Here is a 17,901-nt window from a genome sequence, read left to right as displayed (position 1 = left end):
CGATTCCTGTGGTGTTAGGTAACGATGGCCCATCTCCAAAATTCAGGCACAAAGGTTTCCGTGCCCAAGGGTATAAGCGCCAGATGGGATCTCCCCAAAGAGAGACGACATTACCTTCAGCGTCCTCTACGCATGCCCAATCTCGTGGCGGCGGCCAACTCGGTGGTCTGTAACTCCGGCATGTTGTAGTAACAAAGGGTACATCAATCGCAAGCCCAAGCTGATTCCGTGTTACCATAAATCACTCCCCTTCAAGAGCCGCTATCAAATAGTACCAATGGGGATGGTAGTGGGCCTCATCAATACGTAGAAGCACCTCAATCACCCATTTCCGCCGGAGCTCGTTAGACTGCCTAAACCAGCGCAATTTAGCAGTTAAACGTTCAATGGCCATCTCGATCATGCGTGCCCCCTTTGTGTCCTTGCCTCGATCTGAAGGGAGGAAGCCCTTAAGGGACAAAATCTTCAGATGACGCATGCTCGCTAATGACCACACATAGTCTAGGCTATCGATGTCGCGATGGTATTCGCACCATAGGCAACCTGTTGGTCTAATGCAGTCAGGTTGCGGGGCTTCCGGTGGAATATCAACTATTGGAGCCGGGACTCCGTTGCAAACGCCAGGTGCAGGAGACGGTAGAGCAGGGTCGCGACTCTGCCAGAATCTGGCGACCTCTACTACCGCTCTTTGCAAACTTGGTTCCTCGTAAACGTCTAACAACGTCTCCTTGGTATGCTGTGCAAGCTCAGAAGTTAAATCAGCATCGTTAGAACGCCGGAGCATCCAATTGACCTGTGTGTTGCGAAGTCTGCTTGGCGGAATAAAGGGGAGCCTCAGTTTCTTGCATGTATCCCGTACCCGATTAAAATGCGGCCGCATGTCCTCTGCGCGCCCCCGCGTTCTAAGGAGGGGAAACAGTAGTTCCTCAGAATGCCCCTCAAAAATTACCTTCCGCCACTCAAGGTAGCGTTCGAAGACCGCCTTATACTCACTGTATATGTTGAACAAGACTTCCCCTTGGCGGCGATTCTTGTAATCACGAACCTCGTAGCCAGCCATAGTGCTTCGGTAGCTGTAGTGTCGTACCTTGAGCCGGTGGGCTTGGGCGAGATTCATCCCAGTCACCCCTATAAATAAGAGTAACTCTGCCTCAATGCGTAGGTTTATGAGCCGATATCGGGTGCCGAAGGTAGCTTCGTTTTCGTAGCGGGCACGATTACTGAGACGACGCATCTGATGAAACCGTTCTTTAGAATTTGTTGGATGGGCCCAGTGAGGCCTCGGCTGCATTAGCCCTGACCACTCTTCCAACTCCTGCCCGGTTCGTAGCCTAATACGCAACGGCAATGGTCCCCAGATTGCATTGACATTCAAGCTGTCTACAATGTCGAGTAATGCATGGCCAAACATAAACGTTTCAGTAAGATTCTGCTTATCAGCCTGTATCCCACGGATTTTATGCTTGCGTCGTTCGGGAAAAAGCCTTGTGTTGGAAATGATTGGTACTCTTCGCTCTAGTACCTTATCTAGTAAATCGCCTACTACCATCGCACCTTTATATGCAGATCTGTGCTGGATGTCCTTGACAACTCGGACACGGTGCAAGAGATAATCAGTCCACTGCAAAAAGTTGCTCTCTACTGTTTCAACACTGAGAAGAGATGCCGAGCGATCGACCCATGAGAAAAAAGCTCGAGCTCTTTCGATTTGGGTCTTCGCAGTTTCTTTACTCCCTCCGCTAGCCAGGGCTGAAGAAATCTCCTCATGAATTTTCTGCACCAGACTTATCCTTTCGAGGAGTGGTGAGCCTAGTGATCCTGCACGAATACGCTCTGCTACTTTACCTACATTTGTTGCTGCTCCTCCCTTGAACAGGAGGGACAGCAAGTTCCAAGGGGTCTCATTGCGGCCCAAAGACACATCAGGGAATGTGAGGTCAGGCAGAAGGAGGTTATGCATTGCGATCGCCGAGCCGACTTGCAATGCCAAGGAAAGCCTCGGAAAATGCATTCGCTATTTCAATCTTTGCCCTCGTATGCTCAAGGAAGGTAATGTAGCGCATGGTATCCGCTTCCCGTGCGTGTAACATCGCATCCCGCACAAATTCTATTGCCGTTTTCACCTTTATGCCAGGAACTCCTAAGAGTATTGACATAAGCCAGGTGCCAAAGGTCGCCCTACTTTGATGAAACCGAAAGTTTTTCATAAACTTCAACGCATGCTGTGAGGCGATGCGGCGAAGCTCTGTCATTCCTCTACTGATGGCACTGTGGCCGTACGGATTGCTAAAGCGGGTCAAGAAAAGGCGCGACTTGTCTTCCTTGGCGGCCTTCTCTACCCGCTTGATGCGGTGAGAGGAGTACGCATACTGCATTAGCCTCCGCATTAGTTGGTCCGCCACTAGTATTGAGCCTGAGACATCCCCTTTCGTTGCCACAACAGTGCCGGGCCCAACTCGTATCTTCCACATACCAGGGACCAGAGGATCAGTGCTTGCCGTCTCTAGACTTTCTACGCGCAGAGTCGTGATTGTTTCGAGCCTGGCACCAGTGAAGAACCCTGTCATCAAAATTAGATGCAGTTCTTCACACACATTTTCCGAAGTGAATTTGAGGAGTTCATTCATTTCACTGGCACTTATCGGGAGGAGGCCTCCTTCCAATCGTACGCCCGGCCGTGCGCGATTAGGGATCGAGAGGTCGGTACTTAAGACCCCCATAGTACGTTCAAAGCCACATGAATCGTAGTAGCGCATAACGATCAACTTGTCTTTCCACATAGGCGCACCTCGTGTGACAAAATTGTGAAGGTTACAGTGGCGGTAAAATTGAATTACCGCGCGCATTCGAGCGGTCGCTGTTGAAGGTCTGAGGTGTCCTGCATTCCGTGCAGCAACCAGTGCCCCACGAAACACAACGAGCACGCGATCGGACTTGCGCATGGGGAAATGCCGCCAGTCCATCGACCCCTCCTCGATCCAAGACGCATACTGGTGCAGGTGCTTCATCAAGCTTTGCACCGTCTTAAGCTTCACGTCCCCGCTTCTTGCCTTATCCAATGCCCAATGGTTTGCCTCTGCCCACGGGGTACCGTCACTCCAGAAAATTTGCGGCAACCCAGAAAGCGGATGGGTGAAGTCCCGTAACCATTCGACCCGCTGCGCAAGTACGACTGCGCGGTGAGGGACATAATTGATGTATTCAAGTTGAGCCATTGGAAAATCTCCGCCACTTCCGTTAGTGAAGAAAATTTTTTTACAGTAGAGACAGAAGGCAGTCACAGTTCAGGTGCGAGCGCTCGCTGTTGAGTGGTCCTGACAGCCTCAGTCAAGTCCTTCAGCAACCGTGCATATACCGCGTTCGACTCCTTCGCATCAAAAAGTCGCCAGTCCATCTGCCGCTGTTCTAACCAACAGGCGTATCTGTACAGCTGCCACATGAGATATCGTAGGGTATTAAGGCTCACCCCCCCTTTACAAGCCTTGTCGAAGGCCCAATCTCTTGCTTCGTCCATGTACATTAACCTCGGCCATTAGAGGACCTCCATGCAAGTGATTGTGCAGTATGCGCTCCTTTGGCGGGAATTTATGACAGCGGTCTCACGGTGTCAAGGAAATTCTTCCAAGGTCAGGCCGCCTAACATCTGGGGTTTATTACCAAATTTGGTATCTATGGTATTGCAAATCATTTTCGTTACCGTTTCATTTCGTAGCGAGTTTAAGGAACTCACGCCTTAATTAGTTGACTCGGGGCATAGGAGGAGTGTTGTAAGACCCGCCTTACTGGGCCGCTTTTATTCCTGTGTGGAATGTCGTGAGCTATGAAGAATTCAGTTGAAATGCAGTGGGTTGATGAGCATATGTTCGCGCCCACTAGGTACTCCGGCATGGGCAGGAGAAATGTTGATGAGGCTTGTTGTAGGTCGGAAAACAGCGGGGGGGGATTCCGTCGGTGGCGATAAGGCTAACTTTGGCAACCCAAAGTCTCACTTGACCAGTCCGTATCATCAGATATCACAATGTACGACGCCTTCACCAAGAAGGAGGGCTACAACGCGGGCAGGACGTCTTGGGAGGATTTTGTCGCTTAAGGGTTTACGTCGGATTCTGCGGCGATCAATTTTTCTACGAGTTCAACCATCGTGGCCGCGGAAACACCCAAGACAGGGCTAAGCTTCAGAATCGTCGACAGGGTTGGTTGCCGCAGGCCTCGTTCTAACATAGAGATGTAAGCCCTTTCCATGTTCGCCTCCAGGGCTAACTTCTCTTGGGACAAGGCCTTCTTGTGACGTAAATCGCGCAATACCGAGCCAAATGCCTGTTCGGGCCTCACACGCAGTCCTCCTTGCGGGCACCTTACAGTTAAAAAAAACGGGAGTCTTCGTACTATAGTATTCAAAAAATTAGAGTACGATATACTACAGGTGGGCCTATTCGCGAGGGCGCTTATCCACGTACGACTCAGGCCATGCAAGCGTGCCGTGGCGTGACAGGCAAAAGATGAGGGTTTCAATGAGTCCTGGAGGCGAACAGGAGGCGGGTACTCTCCAACAGCATCTTGTTGAGTCGACTCCGCAGCACCCACTGGATATTTCAGCAGAAAGTCCGGCGTGGGATGCAGCCAAAAGGTATCGAAATAACAGGGGGTATTACTTTTTGCAGATCTACGATCCCTATTTACGTAAGTACCGATCTAAAGCAGAGCATATCCTGATTTGGGAGAGGGTTCATGGAAAGAAGGTACCGATCAATTGCCGGATTCACCACCGCGACCTCGATCCAGGAAACAACCGTGCGGAGAATCTGATGTGCATTCCAGTCCCGCTACACCTCGAATTGCATGCAAAGCTTCGGAGGGCAAGAAAGACGATGAGCACTCTCGCTTTTGAAGTTGCTCGACAGCGGATAACCGAGGAGTACGAACGAAAGCGCAAGGAGCTAATGGAGATTTGGGCCCTGCTGGCTGACTCCACACAAGGAGAACATTAATGGCGGAACGAACGGCAGTGGAGATTACGCCCTTGGACATCCGGGGTATTCGGCAAGCTCTGGGGTTTAGCCAAAAGCAGATGGGGGAGCATATTGCCACGCATGCAGAAGGCCCTGGAAGCACCCCCGTCCCGGGATCCAGAGTTAACGAATGGGAGACGCATGTTCGCGCTGTTCCGGATTATGTGTTCGTCGCGTGCGCCAGAATGTTAGTGGACATCTGGGCAAGAATCCGGGGTGGTAAATCCGACAAGGAACTCAACGATGTTGATTCTACATTCGCTGGACTCTTGAGTCCCGCTCTTGCCTCTATCATACGCTTCGAGGGGGAGTTCAGGGGCAGGAGGGATAAAGAAGGGCTCTGTGTACATGCACACAGCATGAAGATTCGAAGGGACGTCCAGTGCCATTTTGAATCGCTATTGATGATAGATCTGGCAAAAGTCTTGGGCTAAGGAGCTTCGACTGAAGCTGAATCCCTTCGGGAGGCAAACGCATTAGGGCCTGACGGCACTATCTCGGTAACTCTGGATGCAATTGGAGGAAGAATTGAAGAATTGGAATTTGACCCACCCCGGTAAAAAGGTTATCTCCGTTACCGGCAAGCGTGTCCGCCCTCTATTGCGAGTTGTGGTAAACCCAGAAGTCGACGGCAAAAAACTGGCTACCGTCCTCACTGCCCGGGTTAAGGAAGTCGCTGAAGCGGTAACACGATCGGTCGCTACGGAGGTGTTGGAATACCGAGAGTACGGGCTCCAATTTGAATGCAGTGAGGAAGAGATATTGCCTGGTGACGCGCAATACCAGCAGGAACGTGAGGCAACGATAGTGGTCTACGGTGAGGATAATCTCCCTTGGGCGCCGCACTCCTCCGAAATCGACAACCATCCTGACGACGGTACCTACGGAGTATGGCTCGTCAGCGGGATAAGACACTCCTGCCTCGTTCGCTGTGTCAGTACGGCGCGGCAAGCATGGCACAAAGCACTCGATAGCGGTGGGGTAGGAGAGTGGGAAGTGTACGAGATCAAGTTCGTGGGGCAGGATCTGCCAGACGTAATCCGAGTATGACCTTCGACAGGTGGGCGAGAGGCGGCTTGGTATGTCTGGATGCGTCACAGGTCTTCGTAAATAACGAGGTCAAAAGCAGCTTAGGGTTCCCGTGCCGTTGTAGTAGGTGGGCCGCAGAGTGATGTACGGGGACCTTAATGCGATGGAGCCTGGACACCAAACAAGACGAACTACTGGACTTGCCGGATAGGCTTTAAGCGAAGGTCCTTATAAAAGGGAGCGAGAGATGGGCACAGCTGATGATCATGGAGGCTATCTCGGTATCTGGTTGCCGCCTGGTGTTTTGGAAGAGCCTGAGGTCGTCCTGATACGCTGGAGGGTTTTAGAGGTTCTGGACAGGGAGAGGAGAGAAAGGCACTTCGTTGGGTATTCAGTTGGAGGAAATTCGGGCAGGGTCAGCAGCGCGATCGTCAGCTTCGATCCGTGTAGAAGCTATGCAGTAACGAAATCTGGACGGGTATACCAGTTAGTAGGCGCGCCGGGATATGACATTGATGGGGAGTGGGTCTGGCATCAATGGACGAGGATAAAAGGCTTCACCGAGGAGAAAGACGTTACAGATGAATATGTGGTTCTCTTGGAAGAGGCCAGTCGTGCAGTGGAGAATGCATCGGAGAGCAGTAGTCCAGAGGCCGAATGACAGGTGGGTGCAGCTGGGGCCGGATACGGCGCACCACCATACGTCATGGGATCTGTCACAGGTTCAGTCATGGTTAGGAAGTCGCTGTGCCGATCTCAGGCATGCCCACTCGAAAAATCAGTACCCAGATAATCAGCAATGAGGTCTATCATTTCCTTTTCATGTGCAGCAGCCAGCGCATCATTCCACTTATCGTGGCGGTAGATCAGTGCCATCTTAAGCGAATCGAGGCGCACAGCGTTGAGGTTGTGGAAGCGTTGTCTTTTCTCGTTGAAGGGCCTGTTGCTGTACTCGGAGTTAATGCTTTGTGTTACGAGACCTAAGTTTCCGAAGCGGTCACGTTGGTCGTCAGAAACCTGATTGGTGTCGACAACCTGCGGCATTTGTGGAGAGATGTGTTCAATGGAATTCTTCGCTGTGATGCGGAAATTCTCCCAGCGCTGGTCCTTCATCACAGCCCGTCGCCGATCCCAAAGGATGAACTCCAGCTTGTAAAACCAGTAGTGAGGGAAGGCTGTGCCTTTTGCTTCGAATAGCAATGAATGGTCGAGAGTGTTTTTTTTCCAGGGCGTCTGCAGGAAACCGTGAGTGCGCTCAGGTAATAACTTCTCAGTGTTAGTGCAGAGTAGATGATTGTCCAAGTGGCGCAAGAAGGCGAAGTGGTCGCTGCCAGGATGGCGGTGGATATAGGCAAGCAGGGGGGTCAGCCAATAATGGGTGGTTAGTTGCTGCGAGTGGTACAGCATGCCCTGCAGGAGGGTAAACCCCTCAGTCGACTCAGGCTCATCACGCACGAGGCTGTAATATGTTTTTCCGCGAGAGGTTGTGGGGCTCAGGCGCAGCTTGCACACCACGTGTTGGTCCTGTCGACTCCACTTTATGACGTATTTGTCGAAGCAGTAGCGAATCTCCCACAGAAGCTCGATGAACGATGTTACGTGAGCGCGCATCGCGTTGCGCAGGAAATGCTTGTGGAATAATGACAACAGCTGCTTATCAAGTATTTTCGGCAGATCCGGCTTATCATGCGTCTGCAACCAGATCCGCAGCGTGTGTTGTAGTAGCAATGGAAACCCAATAATGCTACGCACGTCGTCCGCTTCATACCTTTCTACATCGTCAGCAGTTTCGCCATCCTGTTCCTCATCCGACCTCGCCTGAAGGATTGCCCTCAGCGTCCGGGTCTTCGTTCCCATGGACTCTGTCTGACGGCGGGAAAGCGCATGCAGCACCTCACTTGCCTTGGCCAGCTTTTCCTGATCAGTTCTGCTCGCTCTATTGTTGAAGAGTTCGGCCACCTTCAATCCCGTTATGTCCTTCAGGTTCTTCTCGACATAGCCGCCCATACAAGAGCAGGCGTCCCACATCTGAGCATAGCGCTGACGCTCTCGTGGGTCGGGTATGAACCGCAGGAGGCGCGCCTTCAGGATATCTTGGTGCTGCAGTTGCTGGCCTCGGTCGTTAATGACCTCAAACAACTTGTTGAGGTCGGTACGTTCTGGCACCCGAGTGAGCACCATTTTCACATTCCGATAGATGAAACGTGTAAACAATTTCGCGCTGACGCCGTGAGCCTCATCCTGAAAAAACGACTTAATCAGCGCCAAGGCATCAATTATCTGCTTATTATCAATCGCGGTCACCGAAGCTCCCGCAATACGATTCTCGAAAAATTTGTTTACCTCCTTGCGAATGGGGAACGTGATGCGGTTAGACGGTATGCCTCGCTCCTTTCGATGTAAGAAAGGCTTCAGCTCCTGTTGCCAAACGACGCTCATCATCCACAGCGTAGTCAGCCGCTGCTGCCCGTCAATCACGTCAAAGCACCTGCCCTTGCCGCTCCGTCCCCTCTCCACCAGCAGAGTGCCACCGAGATAGAAGATATCTTTCTGTTCGTGATACGCCATCAGCAAATCTTCCAGCAGGGTCTTCACCTGCTCTTCTTCCCAAACATAGAGGCGCTGATATATCGGTACCTGAAAGGAGTATCTCGCAGCGACTATTTCCTGAAGGCTCATCAGTCTTGAAGTTATGGCCACGGTTGTTTCTCCTCGATCCAGAGAGCTTTATGCTTGAGGCTGTCCCGTTTCCCATAGTAGTCAAGTACCCGCTGTTTATAGGCGCCCTGAACCCCAATCCCTGCCTCGATACGCTCAGTTGCGTAAACCTCTCCAGCAGACTCGTCTCGTCGCAGAAATTCGATAACCTGGTCGGGCAGAAAGGCTCCGGAGATCACATCAAGTAAGTTGTGGGAGGAGTCACGCAGGTAAATCAGTGGCGCCTCTCTGAATATGTAGTGTTTGAGGAGACGAATAGCACCCAACGAGTAGTCAAGCCAAAGTGCGAACTGCAGCAACTGTCGTTTGCCGAACTTATCAATGAACATGACGCTGGCGAGCAGGAAAAGTTCCCTAAGATAAATTGACAGTTTGGCGATGACTTTCTGGTAGAAATCTAGAAAATCGAGAATTGCTGGGTCTTCGCTGTGCGAGTCCATCAGTTCAGTTATGAGCGCGGAGTATTTGTCGGCATACAGGAAAAAGCCGATTCCTTTGGAAATCGGCTGCCGTATGACAAAAGGCAATTGAGCTGAGCTATGTTTTTTCTGCACGAGATGGGGCGTGAGGCGGTAACCGACGGGGCGCTCCAGATCGAGCACTAGGCTAGCGTGACGGCTATTGAGTTGTGACGGGTAGAGAGCCAGTCGCTCAGGCGCTTCCGGAGCCACCGCCGTGTGCTGAAATTCGGTCATAATCGCGTTGTGAGTTTCACGTGCTAGCTTTTTTTGCCCAGTCCAGCGGCGCGCTCGCCACAAGTACTGCTGGAATAGCAATGGAGCAAAGTCAGTAGCACACCCGAATTTTTGTCCCCCCAGCTGCAGCCGCTCCCATCGCTTGGCACACTCAGTTTGTAACTCGTCGCGGCTGTCGCCTGTAACTGCGCGCAGGTGGTAGGCTTTCAGCAGATCCGTGGCATCGAGCGGCATCCCCCGATTATTCTGCGTGTCAAAAAAAGTGAATGCGAGATCTTCTTCGGTAACGGTTATGACCGTAAAGCTTATTCGTTGAAATATGTCGGAAGTAAACGACTTGTGCACCAAAGCGCACTCAGCTTGCGTCTGCTTTATGTTGCGGGCTGAGTCCGGAGAACCGTAGGTAAATTTTAGCTTTGGGGGCAGACACCTCGTACACGTGTGATAAAGCACCGCGAGCGAAGTCAAACGCTGTTGACCATCAATGATGAATAGCTTTTTTTGCTGCCGGTTTTCGTGCAGCAGAATGGAGCCGAGATAGTAGTCGGGGGCGGCATGCTGCCTGAAATGCTGCTTGAGGTCATCGAGGAGCTGCTTCACCTTGTCTGGGCCCCAGACATATGGACGCTGGTACACGTCTAGGGCTATCGGTAAGGCAACCGACGTAAAAAGCTCTGTAAAGCAGAGCACCTTCACCTTTGCATTTTGGGTCATCCAAACCCTCGCGAACTCATGCAAGTGGGGCCATAGGTAGCGTCCTGCCTTGGCCTCTACCGCGGCTATGCAGCCTTTTCCGCCCCCTGGCGCGCTAAAACACAGGCACCCTTTAACGACTCTCGTTATTTCTGTCGTCTGAGGGTATGGCCTCAAATGTCGTAGAGACTTCTATACCAGCTGATCCAAGTCCGCAGGCTGTCGTCTGCATGGGCCGCTGCAGCAGCGATAACGTCAGCCGATGTGAACGTAGTGAACCTTTGGTTGCCGGCGATGAGATGTTCGAAGTCTCCAATTGTCCTGTCAAGTGCATGATTTCGGGGATGTCGCACGACAGAGAAAGCTGTCTTCTTATACGGTTGGCGATCGTCCTGCTCAATGGCGAGGGCTAGCAGTTGGTTGCGCCACAACTGATTCATTCCCCCTCGAAAAGGACAACTGGTGTCCTCTGCATGGTTTGGGAAGAACTCCAGATTGTTCGTAGTGATTTTCCAATAGTTGAACCCTTTTGGATCATGGTAGTAACAGGTGGAGGGGTTTCCGACGAGTTCCTGAAAGGATTTTCCGCAGTCGTGCCTGCCCTGTCGGCCCTTGCTTTTGCAACCGCCACATTGTGTGAATTCCTTCTCCGTGAGCTTGTGCTCGATAAGCCAGAGGCAAAGCACGCCATCCTGGTCGTAATAAGCGATCGCGAGATCGGAATCCGTGCCCGCGACATCGTTCTTGTCGCCCAGGCAGCCAGACGGCTCATCCCAGAACTCTATGCGATAGCCATGGTCCAGATACTCAGTTGCTAGTGTTTTGAAATCAGGTTTGATAGCACCAAGAATCGCTGATGCTCGTGAGTGCCGCAAGATCGGTAAAAATAGGTTGATGTTTGCCGCCTGCGAACTCGCCATGTGGTTGAAGTACTTGTGTATGCGAAAGGGAAACCGTTGGAGGTGCTCCTCCATGGCGATCTTGATACCGGCGTAGATCAAGGGCCGCTGATCTATGAGGTAGTTCGGAAGAATAGCATCGTAAGTGATACCTCGAGATGTGCCGGAGGACTCGGTGATATTCCTCCGCTTCCAATCTATCAGATGGACATAAAGCTGCTCCTGGAATTGATTCAACGCACTGGGGAGGCGGTATGTTTTGCCATCCCTTTTCAAAACTCTCATATCATCTAGCCCCTCGAAAAAAGTCCTACCATCCTCTAGTCTCCCAAGGTGTGCACATCATCTCGTTCAAAATAACCTCTTGCAATTAAAGCCTCCGTTGCCGCGCGTACATCGGGTACAAAGAGAACAACTGCAAGATCCTGCACCGCCCTGGAACAACAAACATAAAATAGCCGACGAGTCCTATCTACCACCGAATCCACGCCATCCTGAATGTTTTCTTGATCTTTATCTGAAAGGGGCTCAATGCCGAAGTACTTTCCGTACGAGAACAAGGTGTAGTGGCTCTCCTCATCATCAAGGAGGACCAGAACGCGTTGAAATTCGGCACCTTTGATGCCCTGCTGAGTGGCAAAAGGAGATTGATTCTCAACGTAGGCACGATACCCCCACAATTGGGGTGCAGGACTTGCAAGGAAAGCTCGAACAGCCGCGTCCTCGGGATCATCTTCATCGACTTCGTCCAATGGTCTCTCAAGGTAAGCCAATAGACGCTCGTCGAGACCGAGAATCTCCCTGTCACGAACTAATTCGAGTACAGCGCGGATGGAGGTTCCCTCATCAGCGAACATTGCAACCAGGCGATCCACGTCCAGTTGCAGCCTTGCGAGGACAGCCGGTGAGTTTTGGCCTGCCAAGCGCTCCTGTGTGAGGAGCGGGCACTTGCTACGCAAGGCAGCGATAACCTCGAAATCGGCTCCGGATTGAGCGGCGACGACCAGGGGGAGAAGATAAGTCATGAACGGTCGAATTATCCATGCCGTACCATCCACCAAACCTGCTTTCAAGCTCGTCTGGCCATTATCATTTAGGGCAGCATAGATGTCAGCAAAGCCGAGCCGGTGAGCCGCCACACGATGAACGAGGACAAGCACGCGCACATCTCCATCCTCCTCGTCGTTTTCCCACAGAACATCATCGTTTGCGCGCGAAAGCCACCGGCGAACTTCTGTGAGACGTTCGGCTCGGCGAGCGTCAGCCTGTACGATGAATAGTCGTGCTGACCCTTCAACGGGTTCCACAACCCCATCACACACAATCGTTCGCCCTCGAACCTGTTGGAGGCCATCATCCTCTGCCCGAACTCGATTAATCACACGGAGGACGCTCAAGGGACAACGAAAGTTCTCAGGTTTTGTGATTTGGACCCATCCTTCTCCGGGGGTGATAGGACCTGCCCCCCCAGTGTAGATCTTTTGCATGGGATCGCCGAAGAAGCCTAGGCAGAAGCCTTCTAAGCCCATATCAGCAATTAGTCTTAGGGCATCGACAAAGGTAGGGTTCGTATCTTGGCTCTCGTCAACGAAGATGTATGGGAAACGGGAGGCGATAAGGGTACGTAACAAGGGGCGATCTGTAATCAGCGATGGTCCGACCTTTAGAATATCGTCGTGGCCTAAAACTCCTCTAGAATAGTCGCTGCCCGTCCCATAGATAAAACGTTTGATGCCGACGACTTGGGTACATTGTGCCCGATATCGAACAACATCGAGGGTCAGCTGTTCACGCGTATGTGCGCGGGTACGTGGATTGGCGAGTTTCCTCTCGGCTTCAGCGATTTTCTCGCCCAACCTGGAAAGGACCCACTCGCGCAGGTCGTTTTGGAAGGGTTGTACAATCGTCCAGAGGAAGCTGTGAATCGTGGAAACATGAAACAAGGCGGCGTTTCCGACGTCTCCCTGGATCTCACCGACGGCGACTTCCGTATAGGTGATGCACGCAATCTGCTGTCCACGACGCCGAAGCTCAGGCCCTCTGGTCATTGCCAAATGGGCAAGTGCCTTGACCAAAGATGTCGTCTTGCCAGAGCCCGCCCCAGCCACCATCACAAAGTTTGTGGGCTGCTGTTGATCTAGGCACTCGCGCAGCTGTAGATCGGCTTCGGTATCAGGATTCGTAATCCGAGTCGTCATAACTGTGCCTCCACCACTTCTGGAGCTGGGGCCCCCAGTGCCGGAGCAGGAGTTACCTCGTCCTGAAGCCACTGTAGCCCCTGAACGATGTAATTTGGTACTGTCCACCCCTCAGGATCTTGCGCAAGCAGCGCAAGGGCAAAGTCCGTTTTCTTGAAGTCCTTGCTCCTAATCCGCTTGTGGAGCCGCGTAGAGAGTAGTTCCAGCGTTTGAGCCCCCCTCCCTCGGACGCGTAAATTAAGAACGCTCTGCTCCTGGTTCTGGCACCAAGCAAGGTTTTCAAAAGCAAAGGCTTCTTCTATTGTTCGGCCCGTTAGGATGGCGGTGTTTCCATTCCACTCGACTTCTACAGGCGTCTGGTAGGTTACGCGGACCAGCGCTCCGGCGTTTTCTGCTCGACGCTGGGTTCGCTCCTCTTGAGTAGCGGCCAGGAGGTCGGCAACGAGTGTCCGACCTGGCAGCCATTGGATCAAAGTCTGGTTTGAGGTCACAGCGTCAGCAACATGAACCATGCATGCGCTGCCCGCGGCAGGGGCATCTTCATCGTCTGGCGGGTCTTCATCCGCGCCTGCGGCAGGAGCCGCCCCCCCTGTGACGCTATCGATGTCGGTAATAATCAGCGTGGTGATTCCGAGAAATTGGATCAGAGAACGAAAGAGGTGGCCGAAGGCACCACCTATTTCAAGAATACATAGACATGCCGATTTCAATCTTGGCGCCGTTTTTTCAATCATTTGAGGCAGGAGAAGACGCTCCACATTGCCTTCAACAAGGACCGCCGCGTCTGCGAAAAAGAGATCGCAGTGGGTCAGCTTCAGGTAGCGCTCCAGAAAATCACGAGTCGGATTTTCCGTGCCGGCATAGAATGCAGAGAGGTTCAGCACCTCAGAAGATTGACCCGCAGCCGTTGTGCTGCGACGGAAGTAGCGGACAGGGCGGAAACCGCGCTCGTAAAGGATATGAGGAGAGTGAGTCGTGACAGCGAGTTGGCTGCGATAATAGATCGCATCAGCGCCTTCGATTGACAGGATGTCGAGCACCTTACGGATAAAGACCTGCTGGAGTTGGGCATGAAGATGTGCCTCTGGCTCCTCAATAAAGATCAGGTGGAGGGGCGGTCGGTTCTCCTCTATGTCCATCCACTGTGCATGAAGGTCGAGAAGCTCTACGACCATGTATATGAGATTTTTGAATCCTAATCCGCTGTAACGATCTGGGAGGGTTGCCCCTTCGGTACCGTCTTCAGGATCACCTAAGGCATAATGGACCCGTGCGCCATCTAGGCTACCCATCAAAGTGGCAGGGTTCAATGCCGACTTTATTACAAGTCGGGGGTTGGCGAGCCCGGGGTAGCCTAGGTCCTCCAAGCGACTGAGTGTCGGCTCGAAAACGCGCGCCAAGTGGTCATTGAGCATGGCCTCAGAATCAGCCAACGCACGTAATGCATCGTAGTCGTCTCCACGCTGCTCCAGGTTTCGATTGTAGAAGCGGCTTAGGCAGCGCGATAGGTCCTCGGAACGAGTCCCACCAGCAAAGTCGGAGAGATGGCGTTGAGCGCTGAGAAAATCAACCTTCAAAAGGGAGTTGAGAATGTCCTTTCCCCCCCGACCCTTCTCAGGAGAGATCTGGAGTGGTACGTACTCCGGCAACGCAGCAAAAGAGGCATCAAACTGTGCACGATCAAGCACGTAGTATTTCAGCTCGAACTCGCGTCGAAGATGATCAGCTAGATATTCACACAGCGTGCGCGGTGATGGGTGGAAGTCTTCTCCATTATTGCCCGGCCGCACATTCGCCCGTGCTCTTTCACGCTCTTCATGAAATCGAGTGAGAAGGGCTGCCTCATCTGACGCCGCGAATTCAATCCGCAAGCCAACCAGCGAGCCTTCCCAACGCAGGCTCGGTAAGAGGTCAACGACACGATGTAAATCAGCCGCATCAACATGAAACCACAGATCAAGGGAGATCGTAGGCAGCTTGGCGTTTTCCGCTTCATTGCCGAAAGCATCAATCGCCGTCCAACATTCCGCGCTGAATTCGTAAATCGAAAATTTCTCTCGAGAGCCCCCACAGAATAGGAAGACCGCCTGCGATGCCGACGTCTTCCCGCTGTTATTAGCTCCGACGAAAATTGAAATGTCGGATGCCAAATCGATCTGTACATCCTTTAGCCGTCTAAAATTGCGTATTTTCAATGTATGAAGATACATTCCGCCACCCCCTCATATAACATTAGAAAAGCAAATCCGCAGCTAAAGGCTGGTGGCACGTTGCCAACTATCCCCGGCAAGCCAACAACAGTTAGAAGGACTTAGCAACATAAATCTTATTGAGTTAGCTGTCAAGAGACTGACGCCCACTGAACCTTAGTGGAGCTTGGCGTAACATAAAATCTGTCACTATGCACCGAAGGCGACCCTGAAGCGACACCGAGGATCGCTGGGGTATCTGAAGAGGGGGCTGGAGGGATTCCACAGATCACCGCAACTCCGGTACGTCGTCGACGGAGGGAGATCAAGTGCAGCCCGTGGAGGCGGAGGTTAGAGTGAACCCGAAGTTCGACCGCGGTGATAACGGTGCCTAACGCCGTCATGCCAGCAACCGCGCGCTCGAAACATTGCCGAGTATTGTGCAGAATGCTATTCATAGGAAGCCGGGACCTTGCGCACGGGCAGAAGGCGGGAACAAGGTAGCTTTCAATAGAAGCTGTCGAAGGAGCAAGGGCGTGGGCCTTACATGTCGTCAACCAGAAGGAGATTCTCCTGCCGGAGAGTCCTCAGGAGGGGGCGGAGTCCACTCGGATGCTTCGTCAACTCCTCTTCTCTGGTGCAAAAAAATGTTTAAGACGATTTTGAGCGCAAACCACCAGGCATACACCGAATACGCCGATTGGCAGGCACCTGAATCGAATAGACCATGAGCGACCTCATTCCGCAGGTTCGGGCCGAATGGGTCACAGAAGAGCGCTCTGATCTCAAATGTAAAATCTTCGCCAAAGATTTCCTCCATCTCTGGGAGCCACGCCAGAGTGCTGAGGCCATTTTCGGTATGGATACCATCTGCGTCCAAAGTCGTGGTTTTAACACCGCGGGTCTTAAGATGCCATCTCACCAGGTTTTCTAATTGCGGGACCAGCAAGTGCAGCGCGGCAATGAAGTCATTATCGTACCCTTCAAAAAGAGCTTTTCCAAAAAGGTCTGCTCGCCCTGGTGGAACAATCGGTGAGTTTGAGGCAAGCGCTATAAAAGCTCCTTCCGTAACGCGGTGCTCAAGCCTGAGAGCTTCAAGAGCTGGCCAAATGCACCCGTGAACCAAGAAATTGATCTCTAGCCCATGGTGTTTCACCATCTGCACCCATAAGGCATCATCTTGTGATTTTCCAGCGGATTTCGAGGATGGAGATTTTCCTATTACCCGCCCATCTCGCGACAACTGAGTTCCACCGAAGAAGCTTTGGAGAAAGCTTCTTTTAAGGACTTCTTTTGCGGCTCCTTGGATCCGTTGCTTTGTAATTGCGGGTGGGCCGTTGACTAGGGCACTCAAGGCTTCTATGATGTCCTTTCCGCGGACCATGGCCATTGAAGCACTGGTAACGTCAGTAATGTCGATTGGTGGTGTAGGGACGGATCGCATTTCTTCAATTGATTTTTCCCCTGCATCTGTCAGCAGTTCATGGATCTCTGCAATTCGCTCATCGATCTTCAATGGTTGGCGCTGGGATCTGGGGATGTGTCGTAATTTCTGGATTGCGTCCTCGAAAAAACTCGCGGCAACTATGTAGCTGGGGGAGCTCGAATTAAGCCGTGCATTGGCCTCGTGGACAAACGTTTCGGCGGAACGTGCAATTAGCTCTGCCGCCTTCTGTTTCTCCTTTGCCTTCAGGAACCACTTTGTAGCGGCATCAAAATACCTTCTCGCCAGAAGGTAGTGCCCTTCAGATTCAGCTTCTCTTGCCATCGACTCAAGTTTCGTGGCCAGTACCATCAAATGGGATCGGCCAAGATGGTGCCGATCAAGTACTTCTACGATGTCAAGGGCGAAGACTCCGTCTCCAATGACGGCTTTTTCGACACTACTGCAGAATTCATCCTCCAGCTCCGTCAGCCTATTTGCTGCTCCGGGACCCAACATTCTCGCCAATACCAAGGCCCTCTCCCAGCATGAAAGCGTACCGGCAAGACGGGTCTCCAATGAAAGCGGGCTCGAGCGATATGCATCTATTGCAATCAGGGCATGTTTGGGACTGCGCGGGACATTGAGGAGCCAAAGCACATCAGCTATCCGCGCCTGTAACCATGGGTGGTCGATATCGTCTACAATGGTGGCGAAAAAGGCGATATCTTCTTTTGCAAAATCCTCAGGAGCGGATGATCGACGATCCAGCAGGATTATCGTCGGCTCGAATGGCTGATTGAGACTTGCGGGTTTCAGTGCCATGGAACAAGCATCCGCCAGTAGCCAGAGCACCTTACCTTCAGCGGTCCTCCCTTCTTCTATAGCTTTTCGAGCAGCCGCCGACAACACGTTCGACATTGCGTGATAACCTTCACGCTTCTCCCCAAGTATCTCTTTCCATCCGCATCGACGAAAGTCGTCCAAGCCACATTGTACGTCCTCAGGGAAATGACACACCGACCCCTCCTCCCTACTTAAACATTAC

Annotated in this window: 13 protein-coding genes; 4 read left to right on the top strand and 9 right to left on the bottom strand. The window is 52.2% G+C overall.

Features of this window, described 5'->3' with window-relative positions; all coding sequences use genetic code 11:
• Positions 1 to 241 precede the first annotated feature (241 nt).
• The 3 genes from LPW11_RS09905 to LPW11_RS09895 all read right to left on the bottom strand — a co-directional run bounded on the left by LPW11_RS09905 (position 242) and on the right by LPW11_RS09895 (position 4,332).
• Positions 242 to 1,990: a hypothetical protein gene (locus tag LPW11_RS09905; RefSeq protein WP_230997959.1), complete on the bottom strand. Its 1,749-nt coding sequence runs from the start codon at positions 1,988 to 1,990 to the stop codon at positions 242 to 244.
• Complete coding sequence (locus LPW11_RS09900; protein ID WP_230997958.1) at positions 1,953 to 3,215, bottom strand: site-specific integrase; 1,263 nt, start codon at positions 3,213 to 3,215, stop codon at positions 1,953 to 1,955. The genes LPW11_RS09905 and LPW11_RS09900 overlap by 38 nt, the downstream gene beginning before the upstream one ends.
• Before the next feature lie 871 nt (positions 3,216 to 4,086).
• The gene (locus tag LPW11_RS09895) at positions 4,087 to 4,332 is read right to left on the bottom strand and encodes a helix-turn-helix domain-containing protein (protein ID WP_230997957.1); all 246 of its coding nucleotides are present in this window, start codon (positions 4,330 to 4,332) and stop codon (positions 4,087 to 4,089) included.
• Between the two features lie 323 nt (positions 4,333 to 4,655).
• Between LPW11_RS09895 and LPW11_RS09890 the strand changes: the two genes are divergently transcribed.
• The 4 genes from LPW11_RS09890 (at position 4,656) to LPW11_RS09875 (ending at position 6,699) form a co-directional block, all read left to right on the top strand.
• The gene (locus LPW11_RS09890; protein ID WP_230997956.1) at positions 4,656 to 4,988 is read left to right on the top strand and encodes an HNH endonuclease; all 333 of its coding nucleotides are present in this window, start codon (positions 4,656 to 4,658) and stop codon (positions 4,986 to 4,988) included.
• Positions 4,988 to 5,443, top strand: a complete 456-nt coding sequence (locus tag LPW11_RS09885; protein WP_230997955.1) for a hypothetical protein — start codon at positions 4,988 to 4,990, stop codon at positions 5,441 to 5,443. The genes LPW11_RS09890 and LPW11_RS09885 overlap by 1 nt, the downstream gene beginning before the upstream one ends.
• 94 nt (positions 5,444 to 5,537) lie before the next feature.
• Positions 5,538 to 6,059, top strand: a complete 522-nt coding sequence (locus LPW11_RS09880) for a hypothetical protein (protein ID WP_230997954.1) — start codon at positions 5,538 to 5,540, stop codon at positions 6,057 to 6,059.
• 226 nt (positions 6,060 to 6,285) lie between these two features.
• Positions 6,286 to 6,699, top strand: coding sequence for a hypothetical protein (locus tag LPW11_RS09875; protein ID WP_230997953.1), 414 nt, complete (start codon positions 6,286 to 6,288; stop codon positions 6,697 to 6,699).
• Positions 6,700 to 6,794: 95 nt separating this feature from the next.
• Here the strand turns inward: LPW11_RS09875 and LPW11_RS09870 are convergent, their stop codons facing one another.
• The 6 genes from LPW11_RS09870 to LPW11_RS09845 all read right to left on the bottom strand — a co-directional run bounded on the left by LPW11_RS09870 (position 6,795) and on the right by LPW11_RS09845 (position 17,873).
• Positions 6,795 to 8,738: a DUF262 domain-containing protein gene (locus LPW11_RS09870; RefSeq protein ID WP_230997952.1), complete on the bottom strand. Its 1,944-nt coding sequence runs from the start codon at positions 8,736 to 8,738 to the stop codon at positions 6,795 to 6,797.
• Positions 8,729 to 10,165 (bottom strand): DUF262 domain-containing protein, encoded by a 1,437-nt coding sequence (locus LPW11_RS09865; protein ID WP_230997951.1) that lies wholly within the window; start codon positions 10,163 to 10,165, stop codon positions 8,729 to 8,731. Before LPW11_RS09865 ends, LPW11_RS09870 begins: the two co-directional genes overlap by 10 nt.
• Positions 10,166 to 10,317: 152 nt before the next feature.
• Positions 10,318 to 11,328, bottom strand: coding sequence for a PGN_0703 family putative restriction endonuclease (locus LPW11_RS09860; RefSeq protein WP_230997950.1), 1,011 nt, complete (start codon positions 11,326 to 11,328; stop codon positions 10,318 to 10,320).
• Positions 11,329 to 11,363: 35 nt separating this feature from the next.
• Positions 11,364 to 13,241 (bottom strand): UvrD-helicase domain-containing protein, encoded by a 1,878-nt coding sequence (locus LPW11_RS09855; RefSeq protein ID WP_230997949.1) that lies wholly within the window; start codon positions 13,239 to 13,241, stop codon positions 11,364 to 11,366.
• On the bottom strand, positions 13,238 to 15,451 hold the full coding sequence (locus LPW11_RS09850) for an ATP-dependent nuclease (protein ID WP_230997948.1): 2,214 nt from the start codon (positions 15,449 to 15,451) through the stop codon (positions 13,238 to 13,240). Before LPW11_RS09850 ends, LPW11_RS09855 begins: the two co-directional genes overlap by 4 nt.
• 532 nt (positions 15,452 to 15,983) lie before the next feature.
• Positions 15,984 to 17,873, bottom strand: a complete 1,890-nt coding sequence (locus LPW11_RS09845; protein ID WP_442899811.1) for a DUF4209 domain-containing protein — start codon at positions 17,871 to 17,873, stop codon at positions 15,984 to 15,986.
• Between the last annotated feature and the right edge of the window lie 28 nt (positions 17,874 to 17,901).

The sequence above is a fragment of the Geomonas sp. RF6 genome (assembly GCF_021044625.1).
Taxonomy (GTDB): Bacteria; Desulfobacterota; Desulfuromonadia; order Geobacterales; family Geobacteraceae; genus RF6.
Note: the sequence above shows the minus strand (reverse complement) of the source record. Positions and strands in the feature narration are given on the sequence as shown.